At 65.8% G+C, this 14,937-nt stretch carries 11 protein-coding genes; 8 read left to right on the forward strand and 3 right to left on the reverse strand.

The genetic code is table 11. From position 1 onward, the window contains the following. Nucleotide 1 precedes the first annotated feature (1 nt). From ACIPG5_RS00645 to ACIPG5_RS00680, 8 genes are all read left to right on the forward strand, one after another. A complete protein-coding gene (locus tag ACIPG5_RS00645; protein WP_176512282.1) occupies nucleotides 2–262 on the forward strand; it encodes a YeaC family protein in 261 nt (86 codons plus the stop codon). Beyond that, nucleotides 259–1,089, forward strand: coding sequence for a DUF2797 domain-containing protein (locus tag ACIPG5_RS00650; RefSeq protein WP_176512283.1), 831 nt, complete (start codon nucleotides 259–261; stop codon nucleotides 1,087–1,089). Before ACIPG5_RS00645 ends, ACIPG5_RS00650 begins: the two co-directional genes overlap by 4 nt. A gap of 13 nt (nucleotides 1,090–1,102) precedes the next feature. Further along, entirely contained in the window at nucleotides 1,103–3,760 is a 2,658-nt protein-coding gene (gene pepN / locus ACIPG5_RS00655) for an aminopeptidase N (RefSeq protein ID WP_401372819.1), read from the forward strand. 255 nt (nucleotides 3,761–4,015) lie between these two features. Next, nucleotides 4,016–5,056, forward strand: a complete 1,041-nt coding sequence (locus ACIPG5_RS00660) for a YCF48-related protein (RefSeq protein WP_401372821.1) — start codon at nucleotides 4,016–4,018, stop codon at nucleotides 5,054–5,056. Nucleotides 5,057–5,076: 20 nt separating this feature from the next. Next, entirely contained in the window at nucleotides 5,077–7,452 is a 2,376-nt protein-coding gene (locus ACIPG5_RS00665; RefSeq protein WP_176512288.1) for an RND family transporter, read from the forward strand. A gap of 153 nt (nucleotides 7,453–7,605) precedes the next feature. Further along, nucleotides 7,606–7,896, forward strand: a complete 291-nt coding sequence (locus ACIPG5_RS00670; protein WP_401372823.1) for a DUF5629 family protein — start codon at nucleotides 7,606–7,608, stop codon at nucleotides 7,894–7,896. After that, nucleotides 7,862–8,992: a lactonase family protein gene (locus ACIPG5_RS00675; RefSeq protein WP_314616306.1), complete on the forward strand. Its 1,131-nt coding sequence runs from the start codon at nucleotides 7,862–7,864 to the stop codon at nucleotides 8,990–8,992. The genes ACIPG5_RS00670 and ACIPG5_RS00675 overlap by 35 nt, the downstream gene beginning before the upstream one ends. 123 nt (nucleotides 8,993–9,115) lie before the next feature. After that, complete coding sequence (locus tag ACIPG5_RS00680; protein WP_176511862.1) at nucleotides 9,116–9,295, forward strand: hypothetical protein; 180 nt, start codon at nucleotides 9,116–9,118, stop codon at nucleotides 9,293–9,295. Between the two features lie 121 nt (nucleotides 9,296–9,416). On the opposite strand, the gene ACIPG5_RS00685 is transcribed toward ACIPG5_RS00680, so the two are convergent. From ACIPG5_RS00685 to ACIPG5_RS00695, 3 genes are read right to left on the reverse strand one after another with little or no spacing between them, the layout of a single operon-like run. Next, complete coding sequence (locus tag ACIPG5_RS00685) at nucleotides 9,417–10,010, reverse strand: glutathione S-transferase (protein WP_401372826.1); 594 nt, start codon at nucleotides 10,008–10,010, stop codon at nucleotides 9,417–9,419. After that, complete coding sequence (locus ACIPG5_RS00690) at nucleotides 10,007–13,651, reverse strand: AAA family ATPase (RefSeq protein ID WP_401372828.1); 3,645 nt, start codon at nucleotides 13,649–13,651, stop codon at nucleotides 10,007–10,009. The genes ACIPG5_RS00685 and ACIPG5_RS00690 overlap by 4 nt, the downstream gene beginning before the upstream one ends. Then, on the reverse strand, nucleotides 13,648–14,886 hold the full coding sequence (locus ACIPG5_RS00695) for an exonuclease SbcCD subunit D C-terminal domain-containing protein (RefSeq protein ID WP_401372830.1): 1,239 nt from the start codon (nucleotides 14,884–14,886) through the stop codon (nucleotides 13,648–13,650). Before ACIPG5_RS00695 ends, ACIPG5_RS00690 begins: the two co-directional genes overlap by 4 nt. Between the last annotated feature and the right edge of the window lie 51 nt (nucleotides 14,887–14,937).

The raw sequence follows: 14,937 nt of genomic DNA on the forward strand, positions 1-14,937 counted from the left end.
TATGTCCACGTTCACGCAAATGATCGAAAACATCACCCCGGAAATCTACCAGAGCCTGAAAACGGCGGTGGAAATCGGCAAATGGTCCGATGGCCGCAAGCTCACCGCCGAGCAGAAAGAGCTGTCGCTGCAGGCGGTGATCGCCTGGGAGATGAAGAACCTGCCCGAAGACCAGCGTACCGGTTACATGGGCCCGCAGGAGTGCGCCTCGAAGTCCGCACCGATTGCCAACATCCTGTTCAAGTCGGACTCGGTACATTGATCGAACTCGCTCGTGGCTCTTTGAGCAAGATGGCGGTCAGCCTGCAGGCGCCGCTGGTGCAGTACAACCTGCGCCTGGATGACACCCAGGTGCCGGTCAACCCCATGATCGGCCAGCGCCTGCGCCTGGAGTACCTGGGCGCCATCCACTGCAGCCATTGCGGCAAGCGCACCAAGACCAGCTTCAGCCAGGGTTACTGCTACCCGTGCATGACCAAGCTGGCCCAGTGCGACGTGTGCATCATGGCCCCGGAAAGATGCCACTACGACGCCGGCACCTGCCGCGAACCGTCCTGGGGCGAACAGTTCTGCATGACCGACCATGTGGTCTACCTGGCCAACTCGTCGGGGATCAAGGTCGGCATCACCCGCGCCACCCAGCTGCCCACCCGCTGGCTCGACCAGGGTGCCAGCCAGGCGCTGCCGATCATGCGCGTGGCCACCCGCCAGCAATCGGGCCTGGTCGAAGATGTGCTGCGCAGCCAGGTGCCGGACCGCACCAACTGGCGCGCACTGCTCAAGGGCGACGCCGAAGTGCTCGACCTGGTGGCCATCCGCGAACAAATCTTCGACGCCTGCGCCGAGCGCCTGCGCGAGCTGCAGGGGCGCTTTGGCCTGCAGGCGATCCAGCCGCTGCCGGACGCCGAAGTGGTGCAGATGAAATACCCGGTCGAGGCCTACCCGAAGAAGATCGTCAGCTTCAACCTCGACAAGGACCCGGTGGTGGAAGGCACGCTGCTGGGCATCAAGGGCCAGTACCTGATCTTCGACACCGGCGTGATCAACATTCGCAAGTACACGGCCTACCAGTTGGCCGTACTCCAGTAAAAAGGACCTGCACATGCGTACCGAACAACCGCGAGTGATCTACCTCAAGGACTACCAGGCGCCCGAGTACCTGATCGACGAGACGCACCTGACCTTCGAGCTGTTCGAGGACCACACCCTGGTCCATGCGCAACTGGTCATGCGCCGCAACCCGGCACGCGGTGCCGGCCTGCCGCCACTGGTGCTCGACGGCCAGGCGCTGGAGCTGCTGCGCGCTTCGCTGGACGATGCCGAGCTGCAGGCCAGCGACTACCAGCTCGAAGCCGACAGCCTGACCGTGCAGCCCAAAGCCGAGCGCTTCACCCTCGACACCAGCGTGAAGATCCACCCGGAAAGCAACACCGCGCTGGAAGGCCTGTACAAGTCCGGCAAGATGTTCTGCACCCAGTGCGAGGCCGAAGGTTTTCGCAAGATCACCTACTACCTCGACCGCCCGGATGTGATGAGCACCTTCACCACCACGGTGATCGCCGAGCAGCATCGCTACCCGGTGCTGTTGAGCAACGGCAACCCGATCGGCAGCGGCCCGGCCGAAGACGGCCGCCACTGGGCGACCTGGGAAGACCCGTTCATGAAGCCGGCCTACCTGTTCGCGCTGGTGGCCGGTGACCTCTGGTGCGTGGAAGACAAGTTCGTGCGCCAGTCCGGCCGCGACGTGACCCTGCGCATCTACGTCGAGCCCGAGAACATCGACAAGTGCGACCACGCCATGGTCAGCCTGAAGAAGTCCATGCGCTGGGACGAAGAGGTCTACGGCCGTGAATACGACCTGGACATCTTCATGATCGTCGCGGTCAACGATTTCAACATGGGCGCCATGGAAAACAAGGGCCTGAACATCTTCAACTCGAGCTGCGTGCTGGCTCGCGCCGAAACCGCCACCGATGCTGCCCACCAGCGCGTCGAAGGGGTGGTCGCCCACGAGTACTTCCACAACTGGTCGGGCAACCGCGTGACCTGCCGCGACTGGTTCCAGCTGTCGCTCAAGGAAGGCTTCACGGTGTTCCGTGACGCCGAGTTCAGCGCCGACATGAACTCGCGCACGGTCAAGCGCATCGAGGACGTGGCCTACCTGCGTACCCACCAGTTCGCCGAAGACGCCGGCCCCATGGCCCACCCGGTGCGCCCGGACAGCTTCATCGAGATCTCCAACTTCTACACCCTGACCGTGTATGAAAAAGGCGCCGAAGTGGTGCGCATGGTCCGCACCCTGCTGGGGGCCGAGGGCTTCCGCAAGGGCAGCGACCTGTACTTCGAGCGCCACGATGGCCAGGCGGTGACCACCGACGACTTCATCAAGGCCATGGAAGATGCCAACGGCGTCGACCTGGCCCAGTTCAAGCGCTGGTACAGCCAGGCCGGCACGCCGCGCCTGGAAGTCAGCGAGGCCTACGACAGCGCCGCACAGACCTACAGCCTGACCTTCCGCCAGAGCTGCCCGCCGACCCCGGACAAGGCCGAGAAGCTGCCGTTCGTGATCCCGGTGGAGCTGGGCCTGCTGGACGCCCAGGGCAACGACCTGCCGCTGCGCCTGGCAGGTGAATCGGCCGCTGCCGGCAGCACCCGCGTGCTGTCGGTGACCGAGGCCGAGCAGACCTTCACCTTCGAAGGCATCGGCGCCAAGCCGCTGCCGTCGCTGCTGCGCGGTTTCAGCGCGCCGGTGAAGCTGAGCTTCCCCTACGACCGCGACCAGCTGATGTTCCTCATGCAGCACGACAGCGACGGCTTCAACCGCTGGGAAGCGGGGCAGCAGTTGTCGGTGCAGGTGCTGCAGGAGCTGATCGGCCAGCACCAGCGCGGTGAAGCGCTGAAGCTCGACCCACGGCTGATCACCGCCCTGGGCACGGTGCTGGGCAACGATGCGCTGGACGCGGCCATGGTGGCCGAGATGCTGTCGCTGCCGGGCGAGGCCTACCTCACCGAAATCAGCCAGGTGGCGGATGTCGATGCCATCCACGCCGCCCGCGAGTTCGCCCGCCGGCAGATCGCCGAGCAACTGTTCGATGCCCTGTGGGCGCGCTACCAGGCCAACCGCGAGGTGTCGCGCAACACCGCTTACGTGGCCGCCGCCGAGCACTTCGCCCGCCGCAGCCTGCAGAACATCGCCCTGTCGTACCTGATGCTCAGCGGCAAGGCGCAGGTGCTGCAAGCAACCCTGGAGCAGTTCGAACAGTGCGACAACATGACCGAGCGCCTGACGGCGCTGGCGGTGCTGGTCAACTCGCCGTTCGAAGCCGAACGCGCCAAGGCGCTGGAAAGCTTTGCCGAGCACTTCAAGGACAACCCGCTGGTGATGGACCAGTGGTTCAGCGTGCAGGCCGCCAGCGCCTTGCCGGGCGGGCTGGCGCGGGTCAAGGCGCTGATGCAGCACCCGGCGTTCACCTTGAAGAACCCGAACAAGGTGCGGGCGTTGGTTGGCGCGTTTGCCGGGCAGAACCTGGTCAACTTCCATGCGGCCGATGGCTCGGGGTATCGCTTCCTGGCGGACCTGGTGATCGAGCTCAATGCACTGAACCCGCAGATTGCCTCGCGGCAGTTGGCGCCTTTGACGCGCTGGCGCAAGTACGACGCTGCGCGCCAGGCGCTGATGAAAGCGGAGCTGGAGCGGATTCTGGCGTCTGGGGCGCTGTCCAGCGATGTGTATGAAGTGGTGAGCAAGAGCCTGGCCTGAGGGCTATTGGGGCTGCTTTGCAGCCCATCGCCGGCAAGCCGGCTCCTACCTGTTCTTGTGGGAGCCGGGCTTGCCGGCGATGGGCCGCAAAGCGGCCCCTGCTTTTTCTGGTTAACAAAACATAACGCAGCGTGCGTTGTAATCTCTCAATCCCCCCCGATACGATGGCCGCAAGCTATTGCAGGCCTCTACCACGAGCTTTTCGCAATACCTGCAAGGCACAGACCCACTAACAAGAACAAACAGGGGGCGGTCATGAGGGAGCGGGTAACGACGCAGGCCAGGCGCAGCGCCTGGCCATTGGCAGCCGGCGCGATGCTGGCGCTGACGCTGGGCATCTGGGCAGACACCGCGCAAGCGGCGGGCGCCGACGAATACTCCAGCGAATCGGCCAGGGCCAGCCAGAGCCTGCTGATCGCTGCCGCCCATGCCGGCTCACGCCTGGTGGTGGTCGGCGATCGCGGCCACATCCTGTTCTCCGACGACCAGGGCAAGACCTGGACCCAGGCCCGGGTGCCCACCCGGCAACTGCTCACCGCCGTGTTCTTCCTCGACGACAAGCGCGGCTGGGCGGTCGGCCACGACGCCCAGGTGCTCACCAGCAACGACGGTGGCGCCACTTGGACCAAGCAGTTCGAAGACCTCTCCCGTGAAGCGCCGCTGCTCGATATCGCCTTCCTCGATGCCCACCACGGCTTTGCCGTCGGTGCCTATGGCGCGATGCTGGAAACCACCGATGGCGGCCAGCACTGGCAAGACGTCGGCGAGCGCCTGGACAACCCCGACCAGTTCCACCTCAACGGCATCGCCGTGGTCAAGGACGCCGGGCTGTTCATCGTCGGCGAGCAGGGCAGCATGTACCGCTCCGGTGACAACGGCCAGACCTGGGCCAGGCTCGAAGGCCCCTACGAGGGCTCGCTGTTCGGTGTGATCGGCACCGCCAGTGCCCGCACGCTGCTGGCCTACGGCCTGCGCGGCAACCTGTTCCGCTCCACCGATTTCGGCGACAGCTGGCAGCCCATCGAGCTCAAGGCCGCCCGCGGCAACCTCGAATTCGGCCTGGCAAGCGCTACGCTTCTGGAGGATGGCAGCCTGGTATTGGTCGGCAATGGCGGCAGCGTGCTGCGCAGCCATGACGATGGGCAGACGTTCAGCGTCTACAACCGCAGCGACCGCATCGCCCTGGCCGGGGTCAGTGGCCTGGCCGATGGCGGCCTGTTGCTGGTGGGGCAGGGTGGCGTGCATGTGGCCACCGCCGAAGGTGCCGACCAAGCCAACAAGGAGCCGCGTCCATGACCAGCAGGGAGAGCATTACCATGCACCCGCACCACCAGGACAAGGCCACCTTGCTCGAGCGCCTGATCTTCAACAACCGCCCGGTGGTCATCGGCCTGTGCCTGCTGGTGAGCATTTTCCTGTTCTGGCAGGCCACGCAGATCCGCCCTTCGACCAGTTTCGAGAAGATGATCCCGCTGCAGCACCCCTTCATCGAGCAGATGATGGAGCACCGTAACGACCTGGCCAACCTGGGCAACACCGTGCGCATCTCGGTCGAGGCGGTCAACGGCGATATCTTCGACAAAAACTACATGGAGACGCTGCGCCAGATCCATGACGAGGTGTTCTACATCCCAGGCGTCGACCGCGCCGGGCTCAAGTCGCTGTGGAGCCCCAGCGTGCGCTGGAGCGAGGTGACCGAGGAGGGCTTCTCCGGCGGCGAGGTGATCCCCAATACCTACAACGGCTCGGCCGAAAGCCTCGACACGCTGCGTGACAACGTCCTCAAGTCCGGCCAGGTCGGGCGCCTGGTGGGCAACAACTTCAAGTCCAGCATCGTCGATATCCCGTTGCTGGAGAGCTTCCCCGACCCACAGGACCCGGGCAAGCAGGTCAAGCTCGACTACCAGAAGTTCTCGCACCAGCTCGAAGCGCAGATCCGCGACAAGTTCCAGGCGCAGAACCCCAACGTGAAGGTCCACATCGTCGGCTTCGCCAAGAAGGTCGGCGACCTGATCGACGGCCTGGTGATGGTGGCGATGTTCTTCGGCGTGGCCCTGGTCATCACCTGGATCCTGCTGTACTGGTTCACCTGGTGCATCCGCAGCACCATCGCCGTGCTCATCACCACCCTGGTGGCGGTGGTCTGGCAGCTGGGCCTGATGCATGCCGTGGGCTTCGGCCTGGACCCTTACTCGATGCTGGTGCCGTTCCTGATCTTCGCCATCGGCATTTCCCACGGGGTGCAGAAGATCAACGGCATCGCCTTGCAGTCCAGTGGCGCCGACAACGCCCTGACCGCCGCCCGGCGCACCTTCCGCCAACTGTTCCTGCCGGGGATGATCGCCATCCTCGCCGACGCGGTGGGCTTCATCACCCTGCTGATCATCGACATCGGCGTGATCCGCGAGCTGGCCATCGGCGCCTCGATCGGCGTGGCGGTGATCGTCTTCACCAACCTGATCCTGCTGCCGGTGGCGATTTCCTATGTCGGCATCAGCAAGAAGGCCGTCGAGCGCAGCAAGAAGGACGCCACCCGCGAGCACCCGTTCTGGCGCCTGCTGTCGAACTTCGCCAGCGCCAAGGTGGCGCCGGTGTCGGTCATCCTGGCACTGGTGATGTTCGGTGGCGGCCTGTGGTACAGCCAGAACCTGAAGATCGGCGACCTCGACCAGGGCGCACCGGAGCTGCGCCCCGATTCGCGCTACAACCAGGACAACAACTTCATCATCAGCAACTACTCCACCAGCTCCGATGTGCTGGTGATCATGGTCAAGACGCCGGCGGAAAGCTGTTCGATCCATTCCACCATGGCGCCGATCGACGAGCTGATGTGGACCATGGAGAACACCCCGGGGGTGCAGTCGGCGATTTCCCTGGTCACCGTGTCCAAGCAGGTGATCAAGGGCATGAACGAGGGCAACCTGAAGTGGGAAACCCTGTCGCGCAACCCGGATGTGCTCAACAACTCCATCGCCCGCGCCGACGGCCTGTACAACGGCGACTGCTCGCTGGCGCCGGTGCTGGTGTTCCTCAACGACCACAAGGCCGAAACCCTGGAGCGGGTCACCCAGGTGGCCAAGGCGTTCGCCGACAGCCACAACAAGGACGGCCTGCAGTTCCTCCTGGCGGCCGGTAATGCCGGGATCGAGGCGGCCACCAACGAGGTGATCAAGTCGGCCGAGCTGACCATCCTGGTGCTGGTCTACATCTGCGTGGCGGTGATGTGCCTGATCACCTTCCGCTCCTTTGCCGCCACCTTGTGCATCGTGCTGCCGCTGGTCCTGACCTCGGTGCTGGGCAACGCGCTGATGGCGTTCATGGGCATCGGCGTGAAGGTCGCCACCCTGCCGGTGGTGGCGCTGGGCGTGGGCATTGGTGTGGACTACGGCATCTACATCTACAGCCGCCTGGAAAGCTTCCTGCGTGCCGGCCTGCCGTTGCAGGAGGCGTACTACGAAACCCTGCGTTCCACCGGCAAGGCGGTGCTGTTCACCGGCCTGTGCCTGGCCATCGGGGTGTGCACCTGGATCTTCTCGGCGATCAAGTTCCAGGCCGACATGGGCCTGATGCTGACCTTCATGCTGCTGTGGAACATGTTTGGCGCCCTGTGGCTGCTGCCGGCACTGGCGCGGTTTTTGATCAAGCCCGAGAAGATGGTGGGCAAGGAAGGGGGCTCGATCTTCGCCCATTGAGGGGTAAGGGGCCGCTTTGCGGCCCAATCGCTGGCAAGCCAGCTCCCACAGGTACAGCACAAGCCTGAACAGAGTGGGAGCTGGCTTGCCAGCGATTGGGCTGCAAAGCAGCCCCAAGGCTATAATGCCGGCTCATTCAAGATGAGTACTTCCATGTCTTCCCTCGCCACCGCCCTCGCATCCTGCGACATGCTCCTGATCGATGGCCTGCACGCCTTCGACTTCACCTACGACGAAACCGGCCTCACGATCGAATGCATGGATGGCCGCCAGCTGCGCCGCTGGTCGTTCACCCCCGAGCAGGTCGCCGCCGCCACCGGCGCAGGTGAAGAATGGCAAGTGGGCGATTCCCAGGGCGAGCATCGTCTAGTCTGTATGAGTGCCTTTCGCGCCCCGGATGAAGACGACGATGAACCGGATCTGGACGAGCCTGCTGACCGCTAGCCTGATGAGCCTGACCCTCACTGCCAACGCCGCCACGCTGCTGGTCGGCAGTTACACCGATGGCGCCAGCCAGGGCATCTACCGTTACGCGTTCGACAGCAAGAGCGGGCATATCGACCCTGCGCCGCAGCAAGTGGTCAAGAGCGTCAGCCCGTCGTGGTTGGTGCTTTCGGCCGATCAGCGCCAGCTGTTCGTGGTCAATGAAACCGTGCAAGGCCATGCCAGCAGTTTCAGCGTCGCCAGCAACGGCCAGATCAAGCCGCTCAACCAGGTTGCCACCCGCGGCGACGAGCCGACCCACGCCAGCCTCAGCCGCGACCAGCGCTACCTGTTCGTCGCCAACTATTCGGTCGCGCCCAACCCCGGTGGCAGCCTGGTGGTGATCCCGGTGGCCAAGGACGGCAAGCTCAAGGACGTGGTGCAGCAGTTGCGGCACAAGCCCAGTGGCGTGAACCCCGAGCGCCAGGCCGGCGCCCATGTGCATTCGCTGGTGCTGTCGCCGGACGGCCAGCACGTCTATGCCTGCGACCTGGGTGCCGACAAGGTGTTCATCTACCGTTACGACGGCGCCAGCGCCGACCACCCGCTGACCCCGGCAATCCCTGCGGCGGTAGACCTGCCGCCTGGCAGCGGGCCGCGCCACCTGCTGTTCGACGCCAAGGGCCGGCATGCCTACCTGACCTTGGAAATGAACGCTGAAGTGGTGATGTTCGATGTCGAGAACGATGCCTTGCTCGAACGCCAGCGCCTGCCCCTGACCGACCAGCAAGATGCCGCTGCCAAGGCCGCCGGCGGCCTGCACCTGTCGGCCGATGGGCGTTTCCTGTATGTCAGCAATCGCGGTACGGCCAATGAGATCGTGGTGTTCAGCGTGGGCAAGGACGATGGCCGGCTCGCCTTCCTGCAGCGGCGCACGGTGGAGGGCGACCACCCGCGCGAGTTTGCCCTGGACCCGAGTGACAACTTCCTCCTGGTGGCCAACCAGAAGAGCAACCAGATCGTGGTCATCCGCCGCGACCCGCGCAGCGGCAAGCTGGGCGAGACGGTGCAGACCATGGACCAGGCCGCCCCATCGGACCTGAAGTTCATCGAGTGACTATCGATACGCGTGATAATCCTTAGCAGCGCAATGAATTTCTGCAGGCGCGCTCAGCGGCGTAAGTTTGAACCAAGGCCCACAGGGGCTCACGTCAAACCACCGCCGTCGAGGTCTGCCCAGATGAACTTCAATCTCTTCCCGGTCATTGCCGCATCCGCCATTTCCGCCTCCGTGGTGCTGCCGACCCATGCCCATGCCGACACCAGCCCCAAGGCGTCCGGCACCCATAGCTACACCGAACAGTACCTGCGCCAGAGCGCCCATTACCATGCGGCGTTGAGTGCCAAGCACAGCCATTGAAGCCTGCCATGACCCTATCGCCGGCAAGCCGGCTCCCACAGCTACAGCACAATGCTCAAAGCCTGTGGAGTGCCTGTGGGAGCCGGCTTGCCGGCGATAGGGCCAAGGCGGCAAACAGCGTTCAGCGCGCCATCACGCCCTTGAACAGCTCTGATGCCAACCACCCCTCCAGCCAGCTCCGCAGCCGCGGATAAGCTGCCTCGGCGAACCACTGCGGTTCGACCCCGGCAAACTGGCGCATCAGGGGCAGCAACGCGGCATCAGCCAGGCTCGGATGGTCGGCCAGCAGGTAAGGCCGGCCTTCGAGCAGTTGTTCCAGCGTCGCCAGCCAAGGCTCGGCCTGCTGGCGATACTGCTGGCGTGAATGCTCAGGGTAGCGCTCGGCATACTTGTACAGGTTCACCTGCGCCTTGAACGCCGTGTCGTTGCGCGCAATCAGTGCCTCGGCCTGCTGCGCGGCAGCGGGGTCGGCCTGCAGGCGCCAGTCATCCGGGTCGTGCTGCTGCAGTGCCCAGCGCATGATGTCCAGGCTCTCCTCCAGCACCCCGGCGCCGGTGTCGAGCACCGGTACCGTGCCCTTGGGCGAAACGGCCAGCAACTCGGCCGGCTTGTGCTTCATCGCCACTTCGCAGATCTGCACCGCGCACCCGGCATAGCGCAGCGCCAGGCGCGCGCGCATGGCCCAGGGGCAGCGGCGGAACGAGTAGAGAATCACCCGCACACCTGCACATCACTCAAGCCATTGCCCTGGCGGCGGACCTGGATCTGCACCGGGATGCGCTCGTGCATCTCCTGCACGTGGGAGATCACCGCAACCTTGCGCCCCTGTGCCTGCAGGCCGTCGAGGGCGTCCATGGCCAGTTGCAGCGACTCGGGGTCGAGGCTGCCGAAGCCTTCGTCGATGAACAGCGATTCGATGCGCAAGGTGCTCGATGCCATCGACGCCAGGCCCAGGGCCAGCGCCAGCGACACCAGGAAGGTCTCGCCACCGGACAGCGAGTGCACCGAGCGCAGTTCGTCGCCCATTTCGGTGTCCATCACCAGCAGCCCCAGGGCACTGCCGCCGCGCTTGAGGCGGTAGCGGCGTGCCAGCTGGCGCAGTTGCGCGTTGGCATGGTGCAGCAGCAGATCGAGGTTGTAGCCCTGGGCGATCTTGCGGAAGACATCGCCGGAGGCCGAGCCGATCAAGGCATTCAGGCGTGCCCAGCGCTGCCATTGCTGGTATGCCTGCTCGATTTCGCCGGCCAGCGCCTGGTGTGCCTGCTGGCGGCGCTGGTCGTCGGCCTGCTGGGCGCGCAGCTCGGCGCACTGCTGTTCATGGCCGGCCAGGCGCTCGCGCAACGCGCCGAGGGCCTGCTCCAGGCCTTCGGCCGAGGTTTCCACGGCCATCTGGGCGGTGTGCTGCTGCAGGCGCTGCTCGCGCTCTTGCAGCAACACCCGGCCTTGTTCGATGGCCCGGTCGGCGCCTTGCAGGCACTGGCGCAACGCATTGAGCTGGGCATCGTCCATCGCCAGCAGGCGGTCGAGGCCGGCATCGTCCAGCTCCGGGTGCGCTGCGCGCCACTGGGCGATTGCACCCTGCAACTGCTGGCATTCGCTGTCCAGGGCCTGTTGCTGCTGGGTGTTGGCCTTCAGCTCGCTGGCCAGCTGCACGCCTTGGGTACGCAGGTCCTGCAGGCGCTGGGCGGTGTCGGCATCGAGGGCGCGGGCTTGCTCGAGCTGTGCGTCAAGGTGCTGTTGCCAGGCCTCGGCGCTGCTGTGCTGGCCAAGCAGTTCGTCGAGCGCCGTGCGGGCCTGCTGGTGCTGTTGTTGCAGCGCGGCGAGTTGCTGCTGCAGGTGCTGTTGCGCCTGCAGGCGCACCTGCTGCTGGTCGCGCAGCTTGTCCAGCTGTACCTGGCGCGCCTGCTGTTCCTGCTGCTCGTCCTTGCGTTGCTCCAGCTGCTGCAAGCGCTGGGCGATCTGCTGGTCGAGGGCGAGGAAGGCGTGGGCCGGGTCGTCGCTCAGGGCCTTGAGCACATCCTGGGGCAGAACGTTGGCGAGGTCGTTGAGCCCTTGCTGCAGTTGCTGTTCATCGTTGGCCAGCGCCTGGTGCTGGTGATCGAGCTGCTGTTGCGCCTGCTGCTGGGCGTGCTGCGCCGCCTGCACCTGCTGGGTGAGGCGGGCGGCGTCCTTTTGCAGGGCGAGCAGGGCGCTCTGGCGCTGCTCGTCCTGGCTGATTTCAGCCAAGAGCCGGCGCAGCTGGCTGTCGAGCCAGGCGCTGCGCGCCGGGTCATCCTGGGCCGCGAGGGCCGGCCACAGGGCGTGGGCCTGCACCTGGGCCTGAACCGGCTGCAGCTGCTCGCCCAGCTGGGCCTGTTGCTGCTGGTAGTCCTTGAGTTGGGCGTTGACCACGCCCAGTTGGGTGCGCAGGTCCACCAGCCTGTTGTTGAGCGCCTCCACCTGCTTTTGCGCGGCATCTTCTTCGGCCTGGTCATGGCGGCCCAGGCTCTGCAGCAGGGCGTCAGGCTGGTGGAACGGGTGTTCGGCACTGCCGCACACCGGGCACGGCTCGCCGTCAAGCAGCTGGGCGCGCAGTTCCTCGACGCTGGTGTTGCGCGCCAGGCGCTGGCGCGCCAGCAACTGGCGGGTCAGGTTCAGCGCCTGCTCGGCGGCTTCCAGGTTCGCCTTGGCGGTGGTGCCTTCGCCAATCAGCTGCTGGCGCTGCTGCATGGCCTGTTGCTGGCGCTGGCGCAGGGCCTCGAGCTGCTGGCGCAATTCCAGTTCGCGGCCATGCAGGCGCGACAGCTCCTCGACGGCACGCTGTTGCTTGCGGTTGTCCTGCAGCATGTTGCCGAGCAGGTCGATCTGCTCGGCCAGGGCCTGGGGCTCGGCCCCGGCTTCCTGGAACAACAGCTCGAAGGCGTCGCGCTCGGCCTGCAGTTTGGCATTGGCCTGGCTGGCCTGGGCCTGCAAGCCGGGCAGCTCTTCGCGGCCTTTGGCCAGGCGCCCGCCGGTGAGCATCACCTGCTTGAGTTGCGGCAGGTAGGCCTGCCAGGCATTGGCCAGGCCTTCCAGGTGCTGGCTGTCGGCCAGGGCGCTGTCGATCTGGGCGAGCTGCTGCAGGCTGCGCTGCTGGTGTTCTTCGAGTTGCTGCAGTTGCTGCTGGCCGTCGACCACCTGCTGGTCGGCCTGCTCGCTGGCGCTGTGTTGCGCCTGCTGCTCTTGCGCCAGGCGGGCCAGGCTGTCCTGGGCGGCGAAGGCCTGGCGCACGCGCGGGGCCTGTTCGCCGTGTTCGGCCTGGTGTTGAACGAGTGCCTGGCGCGCCGCCTCCAGCGCCTGCTCCAGTTCGCCGGTACGTGCCTGCAGCTCGGTTTGCTGGCGCTGCTGTTCGCAGATGGTCGCGGCCAAGGGGGCCAGTTGCGCGCTCAGCAGTTGCTGGCGATGGAACTGGTGGCGCTGGGGGGCCAGGCGTTCCAGGCGTTGCAGGTCCAGGCGCTGTTCGGCCAGCTGTTGCCAGTTCTGCTCGGCTGCCGCCAGGGCCTGGCCGGCTTCGGCATGCTGGGCCTGCAACTGGCACTGCTCGTTCAGCCAGTTGCGTTGCTGTTCCAGTTGGCGCTCGCTGGCCTGGTCGGCCTTGAACTGCGCCAGCGCCTGCTCCAGGCGCTGGTCGAGCTCATCACGCGCCTCGGCGGGCATCGGCAGCAGGTGGCTGGCGCGCTCCTTGAGGGCGTTGTGGGCCTCGCCGGTTTCCCGCGCCTTGCTGAAGGCACGCTGGCCCAGGCGGGTGTAGATGGCGGTGTTGGTGAGCTTTTCCAGCAGCTCGCTGCGCTCCCGGTCGTCGGCCTTGAGGAAGGCGCCGAATTCGCTCTGGGCCAGCATCACCGCGCGGGTGAACTGCTCGAAGTTGAGGCCCAGGCGTGCCTCCACCAGCTGCTTGTATTCCTGCTTGCCGCTGCCCAGCAACTGTTCGCTGTCCAGGTCATAGAGGCTCTGGCGGCTGTTCTGCAGCTTGCCATTGGCCTTGTCGCGGGCGCGGTTGGCTTCCCAGCGCGCCCGGTAGCGATGGCCATCGATGCCGACGAAATCGACCTCGGCAAAGCCGCTGCCGGTGCCGCGGCGCAGCAGGTTGCGCGGGTCGTAGGTGGGGATGTCGCCGTCGGCGTCCGGCACCTTGGCTTCGCGGCCGATGTCGTTGAGCCGCGGCACGGTGCCGAACAGGGCAAGGCACAGGGCGTCGAGCAGGGTGCTCTTGCCGGCGCCGGTGGGCCCGGTGATGGCGAACAGGCCGGCGCTGGCCAGGGGCTCTGCGGTGAAGTCGATATCGACCGGGCCGGCCAGGGATGCCAGGTTCTTCAGGCGGATGGCGAGAATCTTCATGGCTGCTCCTCTTGCTGCTGGACGTCCTGCAGCAGCAGGGCGAAGTCGGCCAGGGCCTGCTCGTCGGCGGGGTTGCCGTAGGCCTGCTCCCAGGCGCGGCTGAACAGGTCCTGCGGGGTCATCTGCGACAGTTCGACGAAGGCCTGCTCGTCATCGTCCTGGCCGCCACGGCCGGCGTACTCGGCGCTGATGCGCACCAGCCGCACCGCCTTGCCTTGCAGGGCCGTCTCGACCTGCTGGCGCAGGTCCGGTTGCGGTTCGTCCAGTTGCACGCGCACTTCCAGCCAGGGTTGCCGGTTGGGGTCTTCCAGCAGGTCGATCACCGGCAGCTCGGCAAGCGCTTCGAGCAGCTCGCCCAACGGGGCCGGGCCGAGGCGCTGCAGGGCCACGGCGCGGGGCACCGGGCGCGCTTCGACGCTGAGCAACTCGCTGCCTTGCAGTTCGACTTCCAGCACCTGGTGCGGGTAGTTGATTTCGGCGAACGACAGCGGAATCGGCGAGCCGCTGTAGCGGATGCGCGCTTCGCGGTTGACCTTCTGCGGCTTGTGCAGGTGGCCCAGGGCGACGTAGCTGATGTCTTTGTCGAACAGCTTGGCCGGCAAGGCTTCGGCATTGCCGATGATCAGGCTGCGCTCGGAGTCCTCCGACACCGCGCCCCCGGCCATGTGCGCATGGCTGATGGCGATCAGTGCCTGGTCCTTCTTGCGCTTCTTTTGCGCGGCGCCGATCAGTTGCTGGTGCACCTGGGTGATGCCCTGCAGGTAGTCGTCGCCCAGCTGCGGGCCGGTGACCTCGGCCGGGCGCAGGAAGGGCAGGGCCAGGCACCAGGCAGCGACCTTGCCGCGGCCGTTGGTCAGCGGGATCAGCAGCCGTTCGGCATCCAGCTGGCCTTCGTCGAGCCAGTGCACCCGGCCCAGCGCGTGGGTGCGCAGGCGGCGCATGAGCGCTGCGGGCAGTTCGATGCGCGAGCCGGAGTCGTGGTTGCCGGCGATCATCACGATGTCCAGTTTCGGCAGTTGCTCGTGGGCCTGGACGATGAAGTCGTAGAGCCGCTCCTGGGCTTTGACCGGCGGGTTGACGGTGTCGAAGATGTCGCCTGCGATCAACAGCGCATCAGGCTGGCGCAGGCGCAGCTGGCCGAGCAGCCAGTCGAGGAAGCAGGCGTGTTCGAAGTCGCGTTCCTGGCCGTGCAGGCTTTGGCCCAGGTGCCAGTCGGAGGTGTGAAACAGACGCATGGATGACCTGTTGGTGTCGAGTCAGGCAAGCGCAGGGCTTGGCTTGAAGGG

Source organism: Pseudomonas sp. NPDC087029, assembly GCF_044745345.1.
Classification (GTDB): Bacteria; Pseudomonadota; Gammaproteobacteria; order Pseudomonadales; family Pseudomonadaceae; genus Aquipseudomonas; species Aquipseudomonas faucium.